This is a genomic window from Allopontixanthobacter sediminis, from assembly GCF_009828115.1.
In the GTDB taxonomy this organism is placed as follows: Bacteria; Pseudomonadota; Alphaproteobacteria; order Sphingomonadales; family Sphingomonadaceae; genus Allopontixanthobacter; species Allopontixanthobacter sediminis.
The window spans coordinates 209626-229603 of sequence record NZ_WTYL01000001.1 but is presented as its reverse complement, the minus strand read 5'-3'; the positions used below and the strand labels follow the sequence as shown (position 1 = coordinate 229603).

Annotated in this window: 19 protein-coding genes; 5 read left to right on the top strand and 14 right to left on the bottom strand. The window is 61.2% G+C overall.

Features of this window, described 5'->3' with window-relative positions; all coding sequences use genetic code 11:
- Positions 1-34: 34 nt before the first annotated feature.
- The 4 genes from GRI65_RS15080 to GRI65_RS01325 form a co-directional block, all read right to left on the bottom strand.
- Positions 35-217: a hypothetical protein gene (locus GRI65_RS15080; RefSeq protein WP_202391073.1), complete on the bottom strand. Its 183-nt coding sequence runs from the start codon at positions 215-217 to the stop codon at positions 35-37.
- 30 nt (positions 218-247) lie between these two features.
- Positions 248-2194: a TIR domain-containing protein gene (locus GRI65_RS01335; protein WP_160754742.1), complete on the bottom strand. Its 1947-nt coding sequence runs from the start codon at positions 2192-2194 to the stop codon at positions 248-250.
- A 111-nt stretch (positions 2195-2305) separates the two neighbouring features.
- Positions 2306-3124 carry an NTP transferase domain-containing protein gene (locus GRI65_RS01330; protein ID WP_160755541.1) on the bottom strand — a complete coding sequence of 273 codons (819 nt, stop codon included), beginning with the start codon at positions 3122-3124 and terminating at the stop codon, positions 2306-2308.
- Between the two features lie 5 nt (positions 3125-3129).
- Positions 3130-4362 carry a hypothetical protein gene (locus GRI65_RS01325; protein WP_160754741.1) on the bottom strand — a complete coding sequence of 411 codons (1233 nt, stop codon included), beginning with the start codon at positions 4360-4362 and terminating at the stop codon, positions 3130-3132.
- Positions 4363-4536: 174 nt separating this feature from the next.
- Here GRI65_RS01325 and GRI65_RS01320 point away from each other — a divergent pair, with 174 nt between their 5' ends.
- The 4 genes from GRI65_RS01320 (at position 4537) to GRI65_RS01305 (ending at position 8791) form a co-directional block, all read left to right on the top strand.
- Positions 4537-5952: a polysaccharide biosynthesis C-terminal domain-containing protein gene (locus GRI65_RS01320; RefSeq protein WP_160754740.1), complete on the top strand. Its 1416-nt coding sequence runs from the start codon at positions 4537-4539 to the stop codon at positions 5950-5952.
- A gap of 198 nt (positions 5953-6150) precedes the next feature.
- Complete coding sequence (locus GRI65_RS01315; protein WP_160754739.1) at positions 6151-6804, top strand: SRPBCC family protein; 654 nt, start codon at positions 6151-6153, stop codon at positions 6802-6804.
- Positions 6801-7997, top strand: coding sequence for a zinc-dependent alcohol dehydrogenase (locus GRI65_RS01310; protein WP_160754738.1), 1197 nt, complete (start codon positions 6801-6803; stop codon positions 7995-7997). Before GRI65_RS01315 ends, GRI65_RS01310 begins: the two co-directional genes overlap by 4 nt.
- A complete protein-coding gene (locus GRI65_RS01305) occupies positions 7997-8791 on the top strand; it encodes an SDR family NAD(P)-dependent oxidoreductase (protein ID WP_160754737.1) in 795 nt (264 codons plus the stop codon). Before GRI65_RS01310 ends, GRI65_RS01305 begins: the two co-directional genes overlap by 1 nt.
- 9 nt (positions 8792-8800) lie before the next feature.
- Here GRI65_RS01305 and GRI65_RS01300 read toward each other — a convergent pair whose 3' ends face one another.
- Positions 8801-9097 (bottom strand): plasmid stabilization protein, encoded by a 297-nt coding sequence (locus tag GRI65_RS01300; RefSeq protein ID WP_160754736.1) that lies wholly within the window; start codon positions 9095-9097, stop codon positions 8801-8803.
- 26 nt (positions 9098-9123) lie between these two features.
- Positions 9124-9996: a glucose 1-dehydrogenase gene (locus GRI65_RS01295; protein WP_160754735.1), complete on the bottom strand. Its 873-nt coding sequence runs from the start codon at positions 9994-9996 to the stop codon at positions 9124-9126.
- A gap of 294 nt (positions 9997-10290) precedes the next feature.
- Here GRI65_RS01295 and GRI65_RS01290 point away from each other — a divergent pair, with 294 nt between their 5' ends.
- Complete coding sequence (locus tag GRI65_RS01290) at positions 10291-12384, top strand: catalase (RefSeq protein WP_160754734.1); 2094 nt, start codon at positions 10291-10293, stop codon at positions 12382-12384.
- 49 nt (positions 12385-12433) lie between these two features.
- Here GRI65_RS01290 and GRI65_RS01285 read toward each other — a convergent pair whose 3' ends face one another.
- From GRI65_RS01285 to GRI65_RS01250, 8 genes are all read right to left on the bottom strand, one after another.
- The gene (locus GRI65_RS01285; RefSeq protein ID WP_160754733.1) at positions 12434-13759 is read right to left on the bottom strand and encodes an alkaline phosphatase PhoX; all 1326 of its coding nucleotides are present in this window, start codon (positions 13757-13759) and stop codon (positions 12434-12436) included.
- Between the two features lie 90 nt (positions 13760-13849).
- Complete coding sequence (locus GRI65_RS01280) at positions 13850-15250, bottom strand: transporter (protein WP_160754732.1); 1401 nt, start codon at positions 15248-15250, stop codon at positions 13850-13852.
- Between the two features lie 56 nt (positions 15251-15306).
- The gene (locus GRI65_RS01275; protein ID WP_160754731.1) at positions 15307-15903 is read right to left on the bottom strand and encodes a peptidoglycan-binding domain-containing protein; all 597 of its coding nucleotides are present in this window, start codon (positions 15901-15903) and stop codon (positions 15307-15309) included.
- Positions 15904-15933: 30 nt separating this feature from the next.
- Positions 15934-16776: a hypothetical protein gene (locus GRI65_RS01270; protein ID WP_160754730.1), complete on the bottom strand. Its 843-nt coding sequence runs from the start codon at positions 16774-16776 to the stop codon at positions 15934-15936.
- 12 nt (positions 16777-16788) lie between these two features.
- A complete protein-coding gene (locus tag GRI65_RS15185; protein WP_160754729.1) occupies positions 16789-17637 on the bottom strand; it encodes a C39 family peptidase in 849 nt (282 codons plus the stop codon).
- A complete protein-coding gene (locus tag GRI65_RS01260) occupies positions 17603-18643 on the bottom strand; it encodes a hypothetical protein (protein WP_160754728.1) in 1041 nt (346 codons plus the stop codon). The genes GRI65_RS15185 and GRI65_RS01260 overlap by 35 nt, the downstream gene beginning before the upstream one ends.
- 31 nt (positions 18644-18674) lie before the next feature.
- Positions 18675-19331, bottom strand: coding sequence for a hypothetical protein (locus GRI65_RS01255; protein ID WP_160754727.1), 657 nt, complete (start codon positions 19329-19331; stop codon positions 18675-18677).
- A complete protein-coding gene (locus GRI65_RS01250; RefSeq protein WP_160754726.1) occupies positions 19328-19864 on the bottom strand; it encodes a hypothetical protein in 537 nt (178 codons plus the stop codon). Before GRI65_RS01250 ends, GRI65_RS01255 begins: the two co-directional genes overlap by 4 nt.
- Positions 19865-19978: the final 114 nt, after the last annotated feature.

Genomic DNA, 19978 nt, shown 5'->3' with positions numbered 1-19978 from the left:
AGTTAGACGCAGCATCGGATGGGCTGCATTCCGGTCAACGCTGCCGGTCACCGTTGCCGCGGTCGCCGTTGCCGCGGTCACCATTGCCCCGATCACCATTACCACGGTCGCCATTACCACGGTCGCCGTTGCCGCGGTCACCATTTCCGCGCTCGCCGCCAGGTGCGGGCTTGGTTTTTTCTTCCGGTGATTTTGGATCGTCAGAAATCTTTGCCATCGTTGCTTTCCTCCGCGTACCCTGTGAAAATCAGTCGAACCCGAGCGCTGCCAACAAGGTCTTAAACTGCGCTTCTTCGCGCAACGGGTCAAGAAACGGATCATTGCGCAAATACACCAATCCGGCGTCGCCTTCTTCCTGCGCACGCTGCAAGGCATCGAGAGCCCGTTTGCCCTCGCCCCACTGGGCCAGAACCTGGGCCTGCTGGTATAGCGAATTGTCCCCGCTATCGGCGATAAGTTCGGTTAGCGCAGTCTCCGCTGCGGCTGCGTCCCCTTCGCGGCGGGCGATAATCGCGAGGCCGGTGAGCCGGAACAGGGCGCTGGGCTCGACCAGATAGGCGGCCTTGGCCCCGGCAACATCACCAAGCATCAGCTTGCTGGCGCCGATCGCAGAATGCGCGACCGAAAGCTTCGGGTTGAGTTCCAGGGACCGCTCGATTGGCGGGATCGACGCGGCATACGCTCGCGCCGAATATTCCACTTCCCCCTGCTGGCGAAATATCCGTGCGTTGAGCGGATCGAGTTCAGCCCCGACTGCAATCGCCCGCCGCGCCTCTTCGAACCGGCCGCTACGAGCGGAAAAAAGTGCGTAGCGACTGACCACGTCGGCATCGCCCGATCCCAGCCTGTACGATTTTTCGTAGGGAGCCCGCGCAGCCTTCGCGTCGATCTTCCCGTTGAACAGCGCAAAACCGAGCGCGGACTGGGTCTGAGCGCTTTCCGGTGCCAACTCGACCGCCTTCTGCGCCGCTTCGATTGCAGCGATGTACCGCAGCCGGCGTTGCTCGCCCTGATCGTATTGATTGCCAATCACCGTTAACGAACGGGAGCGCGCCGCGTGGGCGAGCGCGAAGTTCGGGTCTGTCGCCAACGCGGCGTCGAAATTGGCCAGCGCCGCCTGATCGTCCGCGAGATCGACCGCGTTGTCGAATTGGTCACGTCCGCGGAGGTAGGCGTCGTAAGCCGCCAGATCGTTCGTCCCCGCCGCTTCCGGAGCACTCCCGCTGGCGATCTCGCGGGTCAATTCCGCGGTCACCGCCTTGGCGATCTCGTCCTGAACCGCAAACAGGTTTGCCGTCGGGCGGTCGTAGGTTTCGCTCCATTCGCCGAAGCCGGTCCCACCGTTGACGAGTTCCAGACTGATGCGCAGCGTCTCGCCGGCAAGCTGAACCCGGCCCTCGAGCAGGTAATTCACCCGCAAGGCTCGCGATATTTCCCGGGCATCGGTGTCGCTTTCGCGAAATGCGTTCGACGATGTTTGCGCCGCAACCTTCAGCAACGGATTGCGGGAAAGCCGCGTCCTGACTTCCGCCGCCAACCCATCGGTGAAGTAAGCCTTTGCCGCATCGCCACTGAGATTGTCGAATGGCATGATTGCAACGCTGTTTGCTGCCGCCGCGCTGCCGCCGATCAGTCCCGTCCACCATCCGGCAAGAATACCTGTCCCGGCGACTACGGCAGCACCGCCGATCACGGTTCGACGGCCGAATGCCAGCGGCTTCGGCTTGGAGAGGTCAGTGAACCCGCCTGACCTTGGTGCGGGGGGTCCGTCATGCTGGGCAGCGACGGCACGGATCAGCGCAGCGATCGCCGGATCGTCCCGGACAGCGGTTCCATCGGTTATGGTGATCGTCTGGAACTGGCGGAAACCGAGCGGCGGCATCGCGCCGTCCATCGCCAACGGCACGAGACACCCGCGATCACGGCCGCGGGTCGCTTCATCGTGGACCCAATGGGAATTCACCGACGTCGGGGTCCACAGCACCACTACTGCGCGGGCGCTTTCGAGCGCGTTTTCGGTGGTTTCGAGGAACCTCTGGCCGCCTTCCAGCAGACCGTCCCACCAGACCGTATAGCCTGCATCTTCGAGCGCTGCGACGAGCGGGAGAGCGCGCTTCTGGTCTGTGCGCGAGTAGCTGAAGAAGATCGTCGGCTGGTTCGCCGCAGTTCCTTCAGCTTGACTGGTATCGGTCATACTCGCGCCGCCCCCGGACGTGGATAAGCGCAGGAAACCCTGCAAATTCGACCCAGATCATGTCTAGGTCGTCAGGGCGCTGGCGACAAGCGAATTGGAGGAGCAGTCAGATCAGGGGCAGACACGTTGCGAATGATTGCGCTGACGAAGGATTTCCTCGGCAAGCACGAGGTCCGCGGGCTTGTCGACGTCGATCACCGCTTCGGCTTGCGACATCACCACCAGTTCCGCCTTCAAGCCCAGGGTCTCCCCTGCCTTGGCAAGTGCACTCCTGAAAGTGATCGTGCGGGTCAGGGCCCGCAGCAGCAGGACCGGCCCGAATTGCGAGATAATTGCGAGCCCTTTCTTGCGTTGCTGCTCGACGCCCGACCACAGGGCCAGCGCCGGCATCACCCGATCATTACGCAGTGCAAACAGATTGGCCCCCGAAAAATGGCCATCTCTGAATTTGAGCCAGGTGCGTGTCGTCCGTGGATAGCCCGCCTCGACAATGCGGCGCTCTCCGAACGCAATCGCCAAGTCACCACCCCTGGCAGCGCCCTCACAGGCGTCGAGAAACTCGTCGATCATGGCCGGTGTCAGCAGCGCATGGTCTGCGGTCGTGACAAGTACCGGCCACGGCGCGTCTGCCGATCCAGCGATCGCCGCGATGCTCCCGGCTATCCCGTCGGTACTGGTGGCAAAATGGATTTTAGGGTTGTCGAGCAGACTCGTCGTGTCTCCGGACAAGAGGGCATCCGTGTCCTGCGCCACCACGATGATCTGCGCGATCCGGGGGCACGTATCCAACGCTTCGATCACCCGGCTCAGCATCGACCGGCCCGCGACCGGGATCAGCGCCTTCAGCACCTGCCGGTTTTCCATAGCAAGGATATCGATGCCGGGACGCTGCCCCGCCATGACCAGCGCGGTCCACCCGGTGGCGACCATGTCTGTCACGCTTTGGCCTTCATCGAGGGGGTTGTGCCCAGTGCGAACCGCGCTGGCCATTCCCGGGCCAGATAGGCTGCAATAGCATCCGCCGCCCGGCTCGCTGACGGCTTGGCCGGATCGATCGAAAAAGTCTGTTCGAAGGCAGCGGCTTGCCTTTGGCGGTATTCCTCTCCGATGGGAAACGCTTGGTGGAGCGCAGCCGGAAGCTGGTTCACATCCGTTATTACCTGTCCGAAGTGCCAGAAGGTATAGCTTGGATCATCGCGCCAATTCGCATCATGCGAGTTGATGAATATCGCCGGGCGAGGATGCTGGATAAATTCGTAAACCTGGCTGCTGACATCGCCCAGATAGAGGTCCGCATTTCGTGTATAGGACATGTCGACGCTGCGCTCACTGCCTGTATCGATGCGGATATGGGGGAGCCCTTGGTAGCGCTCCGGTATCTCCTGACGAAAGCGAAGTTTGCGGTGCTCCACGGAAGCGAGGACCCGGCGCTGGAACAGCATCACATGCGGCGCGAAGATCAGATTATACGTATCCTGCGCCGCGAAATACTCCAGCACCTGCAGGCCGAAATCGTGCCACGAGGACAACAGCGGGTCGAAATGCGGGTTGTACAGGACGGTTGGCCGGTCGTTGTCGAAGAACTTGGTCCGCGCCGCCAGATGGGGTGCGTCGAACTTTGGATAGCCTACGACTGCGTGATCTTCCGCGCGGATCACGCCGCCCGCCAGCATTCGCTCGCGCGTCTTGTCCCCCGGCAGCAGGACGTAATCGAAATGGGCGATGTCGGGGGACACGCTGATACTGCGGTCTCCGGCTCCGTGCGGGCAGAATATCAGCCGGGGACGCTGCATTCCGAAGCGCGTCTTGAGCAGGGTAGTGGTCGTTTCCGGAACCACCAGCGCGTCATAGGAACCGAGCAGGTCGCGGTTCGCCGCCAGCCCACCGATGCGGGCAAGCGGAACGATTCCGCCGGTCGCCTTCTCGGCGGCCTTGACCAGCCGGCCCGCATTCATCCGGCGGATCGGGGGTAATGTCACCTGCGGATCGAGGTGCGAGATTACCGCCTCGGTCTGGCTGTCGCTCGAAGTCAGGACCTCGACATCTATCTGGGGCGCCAATCCCTGGAGCCGCGAAATAATCGGCGCAGTGTGCGCGACCTGGTGCAATTCCTCATGATTATAAAGGAACCCGATCCGGATCGGCCCTGCAGTATTCGCGGTGGTCATGACGGCCTCATGCCAGCGAAACAGACCATCCGCATCAGAAAAGCTGTATTTTTGTAAGGCGCGTTGCTACCCGCGCAGCGGCGCGACTGTCCCGGAGGGTTCAGACAGCGCTGCCGCCGATAGGAATGCGATTGCCTGATTTGATGTCCAAACGGTCCGAAGTACCATGGCTTCATGGATAGCGAAGGGCATTTGCTGGCCGGCGAGAAGCGCGATTTAAGGCGCGGCGCCTGGCAGATCCTGACCGGTTCGGGTTCGCGAATGTTCGCCCGCGTCCTGCTGATCGCGTTCGTTGCGCGCGTTTACGGGATCGATGATTTTGGCCGATTGGGCGAAGCGGTCGCCATGCTGGAACTGCTCGCCGCGTTTGCGACTTTCGGGCTCACCAAGACGTTGCTCGGCAATCTCGGTGCGATCACTCCGCCGGGCACGACCCCGGTGATCGATCCCGGCAAGCATATCTTCGACGCGCTGGCGCTGGTTACTGCGGTGTCGGCCGTGATCATGGCGATCCTGTGGGCGGTGTGGCCGTACCTGCTGCCGTCCTCGCTGTCCGGATCGCAGTTCCTGATGCTCGGAATTCCGCTGATTGCGCTAACAGAAGTGGCGACCACCGCCACACGCCATTTCCGCACGGTGTTCTGGGACACCCTCGTCAAAGCTTTTGTGAAACCCTGGAGCTTCCTGCTGTTAGGGATCCTGTCCTATTTCGCCGTGCGCGGTTTCACCATGCCGTCGGGGCATGTGATCACTTCCGAACAGGCGCTGCTGATCGCGTATGTCGGTTCGCTGCTGCTGTCGGCGATCATTGCGCTCCTCGCGATGGGAAAGTCCTTCGCGCAGCAATCTCGCAGGCTCGCCACGCTGCCCACAATCGCGGGGGTGTTTGGTCTGGCGCGCAGCAGTTGGCCGATCGCGCTTAACGAAACCGGGGTGTTCGCATTCCGGCGGGCCGACATCCTCCTTCTTGCCGCGGTCGCGGGACCGACCGCTACCGGCATCTATTATCTCGCACAGCAGATCGGAACGGTCGCGGGCAAAGTGCGTCACCTGTACGAGCCGATGCTTGCCCCGATCATCGCGCAAAGCAAATCGCTCGATACGATCGGCGAGCACCTGAGGCGGCTGACCCTGTTCATTTTCACCATCCAGATGGTGGTAATCACCGTTTTCGTGATCTTCGGCGGCAGCGTGCTCGAACTGCTTGGAGCCGGTTTCGCGGCTGGGATCACGGTGGTCATCATCATCCTGATCGGCGAATTGATGGAGGGCAGCTTCGGTCTTGCCGAACTCGTCATGGTCTACCGCAATCCCGCGTTGCCCCCGCGGCAGGTCGTCTTCACCCTCGCGCTCGAGATCGTGCTCGTGTGGTACCTGGCCGCGAGCTACGGTGCGCTGGGCGCCGCGGTCGGATTTGCCGCATCGATGACCGCGTTGGCGGCGATGCGGATATTCATGGTCCGCCGGCTCTATGGTCTGCGCATCCTCGGCTGGAGACATCTGGCCATACTGGCCGCCGCGGTCGTGATTTGGCTGGCAGCAAGCCCGTTCATGCCGGTGTTTGCCAATCTGGGAATGACAAGTCAGTAATCACTTCAGGCCAACAGCCATCCGGCATGCTCGCAAATAGTCATGGGCGGCCGAAGTCATTGAAACCCAAGGAATGTTAAGACGGCCGGGTATTCTATCTCTCCTCGGCACCGCTTCGTCGCATTCTTTCTGACCGCCCCTCCGACCAATGGAACATTTGCGGCTCTCCTCGCCTCTTTAAGGTGAAAGGAGATCTTCATGAGCAACAGAACCACACAAGCCGCCGGCGTGCTTGTCGGCCTTGGCCTGACAGCTGGCGGCGTCGCCCTCGCCAGTCTGGCGCGGCGGCATGCCAACGCCAGCCGTGACAGCGCCCCTGGGTATACCGCCCGCAGCGGTCACGGAGAATTCGATGTCAGCGGTCGGACCGTAACGATCCGCAAACCGAGGACCGAACTTTTCGACTTCTGGCGCGATTTCACGAACCTTGTTCCCGTCATGGAGAACGTCGAGTCGATCGAAATGCTCGACAAGACATCGGGCCGAGCGGCGTGGACGATCAAGGCTCCCCTCGGCCGGACGGTTCGAGTGGAGACAACAATCGTCAGCGAAGAAGCGAATGAACTTATCGCTTGGCGTTCGGTCGAAGGTTCCGAAATCGAGGCCGAGGGCCGGGTGATGTTCAAGGACGCCCCCGGCGATCGCGGCACCCGCGTCACCCTGATCGTGGCTTACAAGCCGCCAGCGGGCGCTGCCGGCAAGGCCGTCGCAAAACTGTTCCTGCGCGAACCCGAGGTGCAGACCCGTCACGATCTCAAGCGGCTGAAAATGCTGATGGAAACAGGCGAAATCGCCACATCCGCAATGCGGAAGGAAAATACGCGTGCAGCGAAGCAGGAGAATGCAGCATGAAGGCTCTTACATGGCACGGCACCAAGGATGTGCGCGTGGAAAATGTCGACGACCCGGAAATCATCAACCCGCGCGATGCGATCATCAAGGTCACCTCGACGGCGATTTGCGGGTCGGACCTGCACCTTTACGACGGGGTAATTCCCGGGATGAAACCGGGCGACGTGCTCGGCCACGAATTCATGGGCGAAGTCATCGAAACCGGCAGCGGCAGCACCCTGAAGAAAGGGCAGCGTGTAGTCGTGCCCTTCACCATCAGTTGCGGCGGGTGCTTCCATTGCCACGTCGAACAGTACTCCGCGTGCGAAAATTCGAACCCCGCTGAAAAGCAGGACATGTCGGCCACCCTTTATGGCCAGCCCATGTCCGCACTGTTCGGCTATTCCCATCTCACCGGCGGCTATTCCGGCGGCCAGGCGGAATATGTTCGTGTACCATTTTCCGACGTGGGGCCGATCGTGGTTCCAGACCACCTCGACGACGACAAGGTCCTGTTCCTTTCGGATATCCTGCCGACCGGATGGATGGCTGCGGAGAACGCCGACATCCAGCCGGACGACACGGTCGCTGTCTGGGGCTGCGGTCCGGTGGGGCTATTCGCGATCCAGTCCGCGATCGTGATGGGCGCCGCCAAGGTGATCGCCATCGACCATTATCCCCACCGGCTCGAACTGGCGAAAAAGCTGGGCGCGGAGGTCATCGACTTCCGCGGTACCGATGTGCGGGAAGCTTTGATGGAAATGTCCGGCGGCCTCGGCGTGGATGCGGTGATCGACGCCGTTGGCATGGAAGCGCACGGCTTCGCCGTCGATAACATGATCGACATCGTGAAACAGAAAGTCGGGGTCGGCGCAGATCGCGCGAGCGCGCTCAAGCAGGCGCTGCTGGCCGTACGGTTCGGCGGCAAGGTCTCCATCCCCGGTGTTTACGGCGGAATGACCGACAAATTCCCGCTCGGTGCGCTGATGGAAAAGGGGCTGCAGATCCGCTCGGGCCAGACCCACGTCCAGAAATACACCAAACCCCTGCTCGAGAAGATCGAAGACGGGACGCTCGATACGACGTTCCTGATCAGCCACCGCCTGCCACTCGGCGAAGCGGTCAAAGGTTACAAGAACTTCAAACAGGAACAGGACACATGGACGAAAGTGGTCCTGAAACCCGGAATGGAAACAATAAGCGAGAACGCATGATGAGTAAGAATTCAATCGATAAGCTATCCGGCTTTTGCGTAGTCACCGGCGCGTCCAGCGGTATCGGACTTGAGCTAGCCAAACTGGCCGCACAGGACGGCTGCTCCCTTCTGCTGGTCGCCGACCGCGACCTGGCCGAAGCCAAGGCGGCAGCCGAAAGTTGCGGTGCCGCCGAAGTTGATACGCTGGAAACGGATTTGGCAACGAAGGAGGGTGTCGACAAGCTGGTCGGCACTGTTGGCAGCCGCGAGGTGGATGCCCTGATGGCAAATGCGGGTCATGGCCTTGGACATGCGTTCTTCGAACAGAAGTGGTCGGACATCAAGCACGTTATCGATACCAACATCGTCGGGACGGTCTCGCTAATCCACCAGCTCGGCGCGCAGATGGTCCTGCGCGACCGGGGCCGGATCCTTGTTACAGGGTCAATCGCGGGGGACCTGCCGGGTGCTTACCAGCTTGTGTATAATTCCACGAAGGCGTTCGTGAACGACTTCTGCGTCGGATTGGCGAACGAATTGAAGGCGACCGACGTGGTCATCTCCTGCCTGATGCCGGGGGTCACCGACACCGATTTCTTTGATCGAGCAAACATGGAAGACACGGCCGCCGGTCAATCCGATAGCAAGGCGGATCCGGCAAAGGTCGCGAAGGACGGTTACAGGGCGTTGCTCGCGGGCGAAACGCAGGAAGTAAGCGGCTTCATGAACAAGGTTCAGGACGTATTCGCCGGCATCTTGCCCGACGAACTCGTCGCGCAGATGCACCGTAAACTGGCCAAGCCGGAGCGTTAACGCTCCGGCTCAGGCGTTGCCGTTCTTGCGGCGGGTTTCCCAGCCCTTCTTCGCGGCTTCGGACCGCTTTGAGGAACTCTGGCTTGACCCGCCCTTTCGCCCGCCTTTGCGCGAGCTTTCCTTGCTATCTTCCTTGCCGCGCCCGGAGCCGGACTTGTTGCCTCCGCCGGATTCCTTGTTAACGGTTGCCCAGGCGCGGCGCTCGGCCTCATCTTGGCCGACGCCGCGATCCTCGTAACTTTCCTCGATATGGGCTGCCTTGCGCTTTTGCTTGTCGGTGTAGCTCGACTTGTCTCCTTGCGGCATTTTCGCTCTCCTCTGTGCAACACGGGTCAGATTAGTGGTTTGCCCCCGGTGACCGCCACGGTAGCGCCGGAAATGTAGCTTGCTTCGTCCGTCGCGAGCATGACGTAAGGCGGCGCGAGTTCTGCTGGCTGCGCTGGCCGGCCAATCGGATAGTTCTTGCCGAAGTTCTCGACCGCTTCCTTGGGCATTGTCGACGGTATCAACGGCGTCCAAACGGGACCCGGCGCGACACAGTTCACCCGGATTTTCTTGTCGGCCAGCAGCTGTGCCAGACCTGCAGTGAAGTTCTGGATCGCACCCTTGGTAGTAGCATACGGCAGCAGGGTCGGGCTCGGCTGGTCCGAATTGATCGAAGCGGTGTTGATGATCGAACCACCCTCGCCCATGTTCGGCAGCGCGGCCTTGGCGAGGTAAAACATCGCGTGAATGTTGGTGGCGAAAGTTTTCTGCCACTCCTCGTCCGGAATGTCCTCGAGATTTTCGAAAGTCATCTGGTGGGCGGCGTTGTTGACCAGGATATCTACTGTCCCGAATTCCGATACCGCCGTTTGCACGATTTCGCGGCAATGCGCCGGGTCACTGATATCACCGGCAACCAGCGTGCATTTCTGCCCGGCCTTCTCGACCCACTTCTTGGTTTCCGCCGCATCGTCATCTTCGTTCAGGTAAGACACGAGAATGTCCGCCCCTTCACGCGCAAAAGCTATCGCAACGGCGCGGCCGATGCCGCTGTCCCCACCAGTGATGATCGCCTTCTTTCCTTCAAGCCGTCCGGAGCCTCGGTAACTTTCCTCGCCGTGGTCGGGCGCCGGGTCCATCTGATCCGTTCGGCCAGGGACATCCTGTTGCTGTTCCGGAAAGGGGGGGGTGGCGGCGTTTGCGGCAGCAGTGTCCGTCATGATGATCTCCAATATTTTCAGCACCGTTTGCTGGCCGCCTGGTATCTTAATGGCAGCCGATTTCTGGCCGGGCCCGGGCAGGTGCAGACAAGCGCTAGGCCGGCAGGGCGATTGCTGAAGAAACGTGCACCCAATCGGGTAGTTCCATGAATACAACAGCTTGATAATTGTTAGCCCATCCGTCTTCGTCACGGCGACGCGGCGGATGTCACTGCGCAAAAGCTGGGCGCGGCCTGAAACCCAAACGGCTGATCCCCGTTAGGAAGACTGGACCCCAAACATATGGAGCAGGCTATGGCCAAGGAATTCAATCTGTCGGACGGCGGCGCAAACCATCAGCTGCCCGAAGGCAAAGATGACGTCATGACGACAGCGCAGGGCCATCCCGTTGCGGATGACCAGAACTGGTTATCGGCCGGGCCGCGCGGGCCGCAGCTGCTCGAAGACCACGTCGCGCGGGAGAAGATTTTTCACTTCGATCATGAACGCATTCCCGAACGCGTTGTCCACGCACGGGGTTACGGAGTGCACGGCCACTTCGAACTGAAGAAAGCAATTCCCCAATATTCGCGCGCGGCGATCTTCAACGATGTCGGGACAAAGACGCCGACTTTTACACGATTTTCGACCGTTGCCGGAAACAAGGGCTCGCCCGATCTCGCGCGCGATGTTCGCGGATTTGCTACTAAGTTTTACACACCGGAAGGAAACTGGGACCTTGTCGGAAACAATATCCCCGTGTTCTTCATCCAGGACGCGATCAAGTTTCCGGATTTGATCCATGCTGCCAAGCCGGCACCCGATCGCGGTTTTCCGCAAGCGCAGACCGCGCACGATAATTTCTGGGACTTCGTTTCGCTAAGCCCGGAGTCGATGCACATGATCATGTGGATTATGTCCGATCGGACAATCCCGCGCAGCTTCCGGTTCATGGAAGGATTCGGCGTGCACACGTTTCGTCTGGTCAACCAGGCGGGGAAATCGCATTTCGTGAAGTTCCACTGGAAACCGCGGCAGGGTCTGCAATCGGTAATCTGGAACGAGGCACTCAAGATCAACGGAGCCGACCCCGATTTCCACCGCCGCGACATGTGGGATGCAATCGACGCGGGCGACTATCCGCAATGGGACCTGGGCATCCAGGTGTTCGACGAGGATTTCGCCGACAGCTTTGAGTTCGACGTGCTCGATGCGACCAAGATCATTCCCGAAGAACAGGTCCCGGTTGAAATCATTGGCACCCTCACGCTCGACGCCAATGTCGACAATTTCTTCGCTGAAACCGAACAGGTTGCGTTCTGCACCCAGAACATCGTGCCGGGCATTGACCATTCGGACGACCCGTTGCTGCAAGGCCGGAACTTCAGCTACCTCGACACGCAGCTGAAGCGCCTCGGCGGCCCCAACTTCACGCATATCCCGATCAATGCCCCGAAATGCCCGGTGCGCCATTTCCAGCAGGACGGGCACATGGCGATGCACAACCCCAAGGGGCGGGCGAATTACGAACCGAACAGTTGGGGCATGGGCGACGGCGCAGAAGAGGACCGCGGTCCGCGTGCGTCACCCGACCGCGGCTTCCAGTCGTACCCGGCGGAAATCTCCGGCCCCAAAGTCCGTGTACGAAGCGAGACGTTCGCCGATCATTACAGCCAGGCCCGGCAGTTTTACGTGTCGCAGACCCCGGTCGAACAGACCCACATGGCAAACGCGCTGACCTTCGAACTTTCAAAGGTCGAACGGATGGATATTCGCAAGCGCATGGTCGGACATCTGAGGCATATCGACGATGGTGTGGCACAGGAAGTAGCCGACGGGATCGGCCTGACCGAAATGCCGGACAAGGTTCCTGCGGCGCGTGACCCGATCACGGACCTGCCGGAAAGCCCCGCCTTGTCGATCCTCAGGAACGGTCCGGACAACTTCAAGGGCCGCAAGTTGGGCATTTATGTTGCCGATGGGGCCGATGCCGGGGTGGTCAAGGCGCTGCAGAAGGCCGCAAAGGAAGCCGGCGCGATGGCGAAGATCGTTGCGCCCCACATCGCCGGGGCAATGCTGTCGGATGGAAATAAATTGCAGGCGGACGAGAAGATCGACGGCGGCCCGTCGGTGGTCTTCGATGCGGTCGCCGTGGTCATGAGCGAAGAATCGGCAATTCGTTACAGCACCGACAAGCCGAGCATCGACTTCGTCAACGATGCGTTCGCCCACGCGAAGTTCGTGGCCTACGTCCCTGCGGTCCAGCCGTTGTTCGAAAATGCCGGTGTCTGGAACCGGATGGATGGCGGGTTTTTCAACCTTTCCTCCGGCACGGACGCAGCGAGCGAATTCCTCGCGCAATGCGGCAAGCTGCGTTTCTGGGACCGCGAGAGCGTTAAACAGGACTGAGCGGTAGAGCGGGGATTGCCGGCAAGCAGGGCGATCCCCGCTGCTCCTGTCAAGTAATCCAGGGACCGGTAATGGCCAGTGTCGCCGTCGGGCTGTAGGAATTGACGAACAACACCTTTCCGTCGGGCGAGAAACACGCACCCGCAGGTTCCGTCTGCTCGCGAAGCAGCGCCAAGGGGTATGCATCCCCTTGCGGCGTGATCCCGCGCAGATGATTGGCAACCGTGTCGGTGTATTGATCTTCGCATACAATCAGGTGCCCGCTCTGGGCGACGGTCAGATTGTCACCGTAGTTGAATTGGTCGGGCGAGGTGGATTCGAAGAACAAGTCCAGCGCATCTGGTCCGCCATTGCGGCCCGGCCGCAGGCGAAACACTTGCCCGAGCTTTGCCGCGCCGCCATTCGTGCAGCAGAAATACAGCTCGCCGTCGCCCATGTGGATGCCTTCGCCCCGGGCAAACAGTACCGCGCCCTTGGCGGCACCGCGCTGGCGAAGATCATCCTCCGGCGCTTCGACATCGTCGAGGTCGATCCAGCGCACCGGATGCATATCGCCGACCTTCATGGAGGCCGCGTCCCAATTGCGGCTGTCCGTCGTGCCGTCCATTAGCGCCAGTGCTTGCAGCTTGCCGCCTTCCGCAAGTTTGCCAGGCACTTTCGGAACAAAGCGGTACAGCAGGCTGTCTCCGCGATCTTCGGTCTCGTAGACATAGCCGGTAGCCGGATCGACCGCGGCGGCTTCGTGGTTGAATCGGCCCATCGCCTTCAACGGTTCAGGGTTGACCAGCTTGCCGGCGTTGGCCGGCACTTCGAACACCCAGCCATGGCTCTTCTCGTTCCGGTCGGAAGCCGGGACGACGGCTTCTTCGCAGGTGAGCCAGCTGCCCCACGGGGTGATCCCGCCTGCGCAGTTGCGAATTGTTCCGGCAAGCGAGCGGTATTCTTGCTCGATCTTCAGGGTCGCGGCGTCGAGCACCAGTGTGGTGGTGCCGCCCGCCATGACCTTGCCGTCCAGCGTATCGTAGCCGAATGGAATGTCTCCGCCCGCATCGTTGGTCGGCATCAATTCGTGGTTGCGGACCAATGCCAGCTTGCCATTTCCAAGATCGAAGCAGCCCATGCCGTCGGCGCGGTCCGGCACGGTCAGCCCGTCGGACATCGCGTCGCCCAGCTTGGAGATTACACGGTAGGAAAAGCCCTGCGGCAAATCAAGAAAGCCGGCAGGGTCGGGAACCAGCGGACCGTAACCCGCGGTTGCGGGAACGCTGGCGAGGGAACCGGTTCGGGCGGTGCATCCGCTCGCCAGCAATGCAGCAAAGGCGGTGCCGGTAGCGGTCAGGAAACGGCGGCGATCGGTGGCGGTAAGCTGGTCCAAGTAACGACTCCGGAAGGGGAAAGTTTGCCCTTCCTATACTAGCCAGATGCAAGCACAATGACAGCCAGTCCCGCACGCGTTACCGCCTCGTCAGAACCGGTAGGGAATTCGCACGCTGACCGCCATGTCAGGGCTGTCGTTGGTCAGGCCCATCCCGACATTGGTTACCAGCGCCATGTTTTCGGCGAGCGAGAACGTGGCGCCGAGATTGACCAGGGCGACGTTGGCCTGACTGCCCACGACAATGCGTTCGTCCCGGTCGCCCGGCGTCAGGGTCGTGCGCTCGACGATCCGCTGTGTGTACGACATCGAAATACTCGATTTATCGTTCAGCGCGAACGCCAGTCCGCCGCCGAACTGGAAAGCATCGCCAAGTTTGACCTTGCCCGGCTGATCGTCAGGAATTTCGTCGATATCATCGAAACTGCGTTCGAAATTGTGGAAGTAGGTCGCGCTGCCGAACACGATCATCGGATCGAGCGTCTTCAACATCGAAAAACCGAGGGACGCGCCATAGACGCCGGTGCCGAACGATAGCCTCTCGGGGATCTGCAGGTTGCCCTCGGTGCCTTCCACTTCGACGAATTCGATCCCGAAGGGGTGGCGACCAGTCGGGAACTTGACCCGTCCGTTCAGCACCACATCGGGCAGGGATACGGTTTCGGGGAAAAGCCGGTAGCTGAGGCCGAGACTTGCGTCCCCGATGCCCGTTCCGTGGACGGTGCGTTCGACCAGCCCGGCGGCCGACCCGCCAGCCCCGCCCGACTGGAAATTCGACGTCCGCGAAAGGAGCGGCAGGCTCGCGTCCACGAACAGGCGGTCACTCAGGCCGATATCGACCGAAGGTTCGAGCGTGAATATGTCGGCGTTGATCTGGTCGATGCTGATCGTCCCGAGGAAAATCGCATCGAGGGCCAGGAACCCGTCCAGATTGATCCGCGCGTTGCTGAAGTGCGTGTAGGTCAGACCCATCTCGACGCCGAAATTACGGCCGAACGCGCCTTGCTGTTGCTCGGTGACGTCTTCCTGTGCCGCGGTCGGTGCGGGCGTCTTGCGGTCGGCTGCGGAAATGGTGTCGCCACCGGGCTGCTCTTCGGGCTGCACCGCCACGAATTCGCTAACACCGCCGAACTGCGGTGTCGGGTAGCGGCGGAACGCCGGATCGGCGGGGCGGGCATGGCTCTGTTCCGCCACGAAGCGGCCGCGGATACTTGCCGCGTCGTCCATCGATATCGGTTCGGCGTCGATCTGTTCCAGACGTGACAGCCGCGCTTCAAGGGCTTCGACCCGCCTGCGGGCCTCGGCCTCGCGTGCCTCGAGATCACTGACCTGACTGCGAAGTGACGCGATCTCGGCGGCTGCCGCCGGGTCCTCCGCGGCGATTTCCCGCGCCTCGCCCGCCTGCGCCGCGGCGTGAGCGGGGATGCCCGCGGCAAGCCCAGCCGCAGCGATCGCGAGGATCGAACCATGTGAAGAATGATGTTTGCGCATTTGAAATGCTCCTATGCATTTGCCCCTGCCATCGTCATGGCCGGCGCATCCGAAGTTCAGGGGTTCAGGAGGAACCACAGTGTTGCAGGGTCGGGGACGCCAGTCGCATCGAGCGACGCCTGACGCTGGAACGCCTTCAGCGCCTCCCGCATTTCCGGACTGAATTTTCCAGTCTCCTCGCCGGAATAAAGTCCGCGTGTCTTGAGCGCGGCCTGCGCACGGCCAAGGATGGTTTCATAGACGTAGGTCTTGTGGGTCTCGTCGCCGACTTCCACCAACGGCGAAAAGGATGCGATCCGGACCGGCCTCAGTCCGGTGACCATGCGCTGGACCACGCTGATAAGCGTATCTTGGCCATGTTCCGCGCAATGCGAATTGAGGATGATGTCGAAGGCCGCTGCATTGTGCCACGGCGTCAGGTCGAACGTGTTGGGTTCATACCGGTTGGCAGCGCTTAGGTACCCCTCCACAAAGCCAATCATCCGCTGGTATTCTGCCGATGATTTGTCCTGGCGAGCCGTGTTAAACGATGCGCAATCAAGCCGCCCTGCCCCTTCCACCGCGAACGCGTTGTCGGGGGTCTGGTTATGCTGGGCATGCGACACCGAAGGCAGCAGCAGGGCGGCCGATATGGCCAGTAGCAGTCTGTTCATTTCATCCTCCCCGGGGATTGCCTGACGAGCTCAGAATCCATGGCCTTTCATGGCGCTCATCGCGCTTTCGACCTGGACCGCGGCCTGCTGGCCGAAATTGTCTGCCGCCAGGACGATGGAAGCGGAATTAAGAACCGAATTGCCGTCTGTGTTGAGCATTGTCTGCTGGAGCATCTGGCCGATATCGCCGCCGAGCGCCTGCATCGAACTGTCGAGACCCTGACCGCCGGTCATGACAATGCCGATCTGGTTGTTTTCCAGCAGGAACTGCAACTGGTCCCCATCCCCAAAACCGAACCCTGACGTACCGTCTGCCGACTGCAATCCAGCCACCGACATAGCCGGCATCGCCGATGCCGGGACGACCGCGATCTGCATGGTGTTGCGTGCAAGATTGCCCGACCCGGTAATGACGTTGGCCTGCGCAGCACCTTCATGGCTGCCGAGACCGCCGATGGTAAGCACGTTGGCGGGCGCGAGGTAGGGGACGTAGCCCGTATGGCTGTCCGTGACGTCCATGGATGGATCACCTTCACGCTCCCACCCGATCATCAATGCCGGAGCCGGCTTGCCATCTTCGCCGAGGTTGAGGAAATCGACACTGAACACCAGCCGTGCGTTGGTGGTTATCCCTTGTGCGTCCTGCCAGCTGGTAAGCAAGGTAATGCCAAAAAAGGATACGCCCTCCTGGCGCACGAACTTGCCGCGCATATCTGCCAGCTCGGCATCCGGTAGCGCGCTGCCGAGATAAATCGTCGGCGGTAAAAGATCCGGGGCCGCGTCGTCCGCGTTTGCGGGGCTCGCTGCCACCAGGCACGCTGCGCCGACCAGGCCCAGCGCCGTGAGGGAACGTGATGAGTTGGAATTGCGCATTTTAACTCTCCATCAAAACGAGAAGCTGAAAGCCGCCTGATTGCCGAATTCGGCCGTTTCCGCCGCCGGCAGCGCGGCATGGAGCGCAAGCAGGCGCCGCGCGGAAAGGGGCGACGGTGGGTTGATCAACGCATTGCCAGGGTCGTAGCCCTCACCGGCGATGACGAAAGCAACATTGTTCCACGATTTTTCGAATTCGGGCCGGCTCATCGTGCGGTTGCCCAGCGCCGGATCACCGATCGCGATACGGTCCGGCCAGGTCTTGCGAATGACCACGAAATGTTTGTAGCCCTTGATGTCCAGCAAGGCGATCGAAGGCAGTTCAAGCTCGATCAGCTTGTCGTATTCGAGCCGGTAACCCTCCGCTTCCATGCCGATCGAAAGCGCATAATTCTTCATATCGAGCAGCGAGAACCCTTTTTCCCGGACAATGTCCGGGTCGGCGATTTTGAGCATGTTGACCAGCACCTGCTGCTCGGTCGTGCTGCGTCCGAAGGCCTCGTTGAAGATAGTGGCCATTACCGCGGCGCCGCAGCTAAAATCGGTGCGCTGGCGCACCAGGCCGACGAACTTGCGGTCCTTCCAGCTGGTCAGCGCAACCGGCGTTATCCGTGCGCCCTCTGCGGTCTGGCCGAGCCACAGCGGCGCATCCTGGGCCGGCGCAGTCATGCAACCGGCAAGCAGAAGCGCCGACACGGGGGCCGCAATACTGAGTTGAAAGGCAGAAGGGGGACTCATCAAAATATGTCTCTTTGCGGAAAACACTGAACCGATAAGGGAGGGCAGAACGACGGGTGCATCTGCCCTCCCCCGAACGGACGGCTTGTTAGCTGCCGTCGGCACCGCCGCCGCCGCCGCCACCGCCGCCTCCGGCGGGAGCACCGCCTTGCGATGCAGCGATTGTCAGCGAATTCAGCTGCTGGTTACCAACGCCGGCTGCCATGTTGACACCGATATTACCGGATGCCCCGGCAATCGTCAGACCGCTGACCGAGTTGATGCTGTCCTGCTGCTCCACGAACGACGATGTCGTGGCCTGGATCAGTCCAGCATTGGCTTCAGCAAGCGTAGCGTCGTTGGCCACGGCCAGCGTCATCAGGTTCGCCTGTTGGTTCAAACTGCCTGCAGCCGCATTGGCGCCGATGTTGCCCGACCCGGTTACGGTCGCACCCATCACGGTGTTGCGGTCACGGAAATTATTGAACCCGCCGCCCTGTTCCGGATCGTCCTCGTTGAGGATTTCACCCGGGGTTGCGAATTGGGCTACTCCGATCAGCGCTTGCAGCGACGTGGTGGAAGCTTCCGCCCACCCGCCGTCAGCTTCGTCGTCGGAATTGCTGGATACCGCAATCGACGCAGCGTTCATCTGGTCATTGAAGTACCCGGCAGCGAGGTTGACCCCGATATTGCCCGAACCATCGACATCGAAGGTTTCGACGGTGTTGATGATCGGCGCGAAGAATCCGGCGCGGATCTGGTCTTCGGGCACACCGTCAATCAGGTCATCATTGGGGTCGTTTCCAGACTCGCTCCAGCCGATACCGAACACCGGATCGACGTAGCCGTTTTCACCGTTCAGTTCGTTTTCTTCACGGTAATTGACTACGGTGCCTTGCTGCAACTGCTTGGCGTCGGTCACCGCGACTGCCGAACTGTCGACACTGATATCGCCATCAAGACTGACTGCGCCTCCCAGCGCGACATTCTTGGTGTAGGTAACGTCGGTGGTCACGCTGGTGTCGATATTGTTGGCGTAACGCAGATCGACTTCGGTCGAGCTTTCGCCGTCGCCGCCGTTGTCCTGCGCGACTGCTGGTGCAGCGAGAATTGCCAATCCGGCAGCCGAAGCCATTAGAAGGCGTTTCATCATACTTCTCCTTAGTTTGTCGTGGTTTGCTTCAGGGTGATCCCTCACTCGCAATGGACAGAGCGAAGGTGTTGGCGGAGGAATTACCCTCGCCGCCGATCAGGTTTACCTGGATGAGGCCGTTGCCATCGCCGAACGCCGTATCGCCGATGGCGATCTGGTCGTTGGCTGGCAGGGATCCATCCGGGGTGCCCCCATTCGGTTCGATGGGCGCCCGCGACTGCTCCAGGAGCTGGTCGGACATGGCACCGCTGTTTCCGATCGCCAGCGCAGCCAAATTAGCCATCTGGTTCTGCGTACCGGCGGTAATGTTGATACTGGTGAGACCGTTGAGGCCCGAGAACGCGCCATCTTCAACGGTAATGCTGGTGGCGTGATCGTCGGGGGCACCGGCAGTCATTCGCTGGTGCGCGGTCTCCGTTATAGCCGCGATATCGCCTATCGCGATGACCGCGCTGCCCAATTGCTGGTTGGTGTCGCCCGCGGCGATATTAACCGCCACCCGCCCGCTACTGCCCGCGGCGGATCCGCCCGGAACAACAACTTCGTCAATAGCCGGGGCGTCCCCGCTTGCGGGTTCGGGCGCTGGAGGAACGTCCTGGGCTGCCAATGCGGTAGACAGGATCGAGGCGAGCGCGCCAAGGGCCGCGCGGCGGACCCCCATTGCCGAGGTTGTTCGAGAGGTCATTGTCCGCCTCCCGGTCCGCCGCCGGGTCCGGCGTTCAGGCCGCCCAAAACACTGCGGAGGGTGCCCATTGCGTTGCCGATGGCGCCGGTCGCCTGGCCGACCGCTCCGCCAACCGCGCTGCTCTGTATATCGCCGACGCTGGCCGCGGAATTGCCCGACCCCGCCATGCTGGACAGCGCGCTTGTGCCAAGCGCAATCTGGTCACCGACTTGCGCGGTCTGGGCGTTCGTGTTCGCGATAACCGCGGCGTTTTCGTCGTCCCCGATCGGTTCGAGGCCGGCGGTCATGCTGCTCAGGATCAATTCGGTCGGGCCGGTCGTGACGGTGTGTTCGCGCGCGGGCGTCCGCGGCCCGATTGCGGAGCCGTACGGTACATCGCGGGCGTAGATAATCTTGCCCTCGGGCGGAGACGCTGTCGCCTCAGGGCCGCTTTGCGCAAAAACTGGCAGCGGTAAGCCCAAAGATGCAGTCGCAGTGACCGCGAGAATTGCCGAAGACGCAAACAACGGACGGATGTAACCCACCTGTTTCATCGCAAAACTCTCTCCCACAGGACACAGCGGTCCCGTCTCTCCGAAACGGTTGGGTTTCGGACAGTTAAGACTGAAATCGAAACGCTTCGATTTCGGTGATGCGACTTGTTGTTA

Excerpts from the sequence above, each read along its gene's own strand:
- GRI65_RS01255 (WP_160754727.1), bottom strand. The coding sequence starts at position 19,331 with ATGACCTCTCGAACAACCTCGGCAATGGGGGTCCGCCGCGCGGCCCTT.
- GRI65_RS01275 (WP_160754731.1), bottom strand. The coding sequence starts at position 15,903 with ATGAACAGACTGCTACTGGCCATATCGGCCGCCCTGCTGCTGCCTTCG.
- GRI65_RS01295 (WP_160754735.1), bottom strand. The coding sequence starts at position 9,996 with ATGACGGACACTGCTGCCGCAAACGCCGCCACCCCCCCCTTTCCGGAA.
- GRI65_RS15080 (WP_202391073.1), bottom strand. The coding sequence starts at position 217 with ATGGCAAAGATTTCTGACGATCCAAAATCACCGGAAGAAAAAACCAAG.
- GRI65_RS01290 (WP_160754734.1), top strand. The coding sequence starts at position 10,291 with ATGGCCAAGGAATTCAATCTGTCGGACGGCGGCGCAAACCATCAGCTG.
- GRI65_RS01315 (WP_160754739.1), top strand. The coding sequence starts at position 6,151 with ATGAGCAACAGAACCACACAAGCCGCCGGCGTGCTTGTCGGCCTTGGC.
- GRI65_RS01335 (WP_160754742.1), bottom strand. The coding sequence starts at position 2,194 with ATGACCGATACCAGTCAAGCTGAAGGAACTGCGGCGAACCAGCCGACG.
- GRI65_RS01280 (WP_160754732.1), bottom strand. The coding sequence starts at position 15,250 with ATGCGCAAACATCATTCTTCACATGGTTCGATCCTCGCGATCGCTGCG.
- GRI65_RS01305 (WP_160754737.1), top strand. The coding sequence starts at position 7,997 with ATGAGTAAGAATTCAATCGATAAGCTATCCGGCTTTTGCGTAGTCACC.
- GRI65_RS01250 (WP_160754726.1), bottom strand. The coding sequence starts at position 19,864 with ATGAAACAGGTGGGTTACATCCGTCCGTTGTTTGCGTCTTCGGCAATT.
- GRI65_RS01325 (WP_160754741.1), bottom strand. The coding sequence starts at position 4,362 with ATGACCACCGCGAATACTGCAGGGCCGATCCGGATCGGGTTCCTTTAT.
- GRI65_RS01320 (WP_160754740.1), top strand. The coding sequence starts at position 4,537 with ATGGATAGCGAAGGGCATTTGCTGGCCGGCGAGAAGCGCGATTTAAGG.
- GRI65_RS01300 (WP_160754736.1), bottom strand. The coding sequence starts at position 9,097 with ATGCCGCAAGGAGACAAGTCGAGCTACACCGACAAGCAAAAGCGCAAG.
- GRI65_RS01310 (WP_160754738.1), top strand. The coding sequence starts at position 6,801 with ATGAAGGCTCTTACATGGCACGGCACCAAGGATGTGCGCGTGGAAAAT.
- GRI65_RS01260 (WP_160754728.1), bottom strand. The coding sequence starts at position 18,643 with ATGAAACGCCTTCTAATGGCTTCGGCTGCCGGATTGGCAATTCTCGCT.
- GRI65_RS01330 (WP_160755541.1), bottom strand. The coding sequence starts at position 3,124 with ATGGTCGCCACCGGGTGGACCGCGCTGGTCATGGCGGGGCAGCGTCCC.
- GRI65_RS01270 (WP_160754730.1), bottom strand. The coding sequence starts at position 16,776 with ATGCGCAATTCCAACTCATCACGTTCCCTCACGGCGCTGGGCCTGGTC.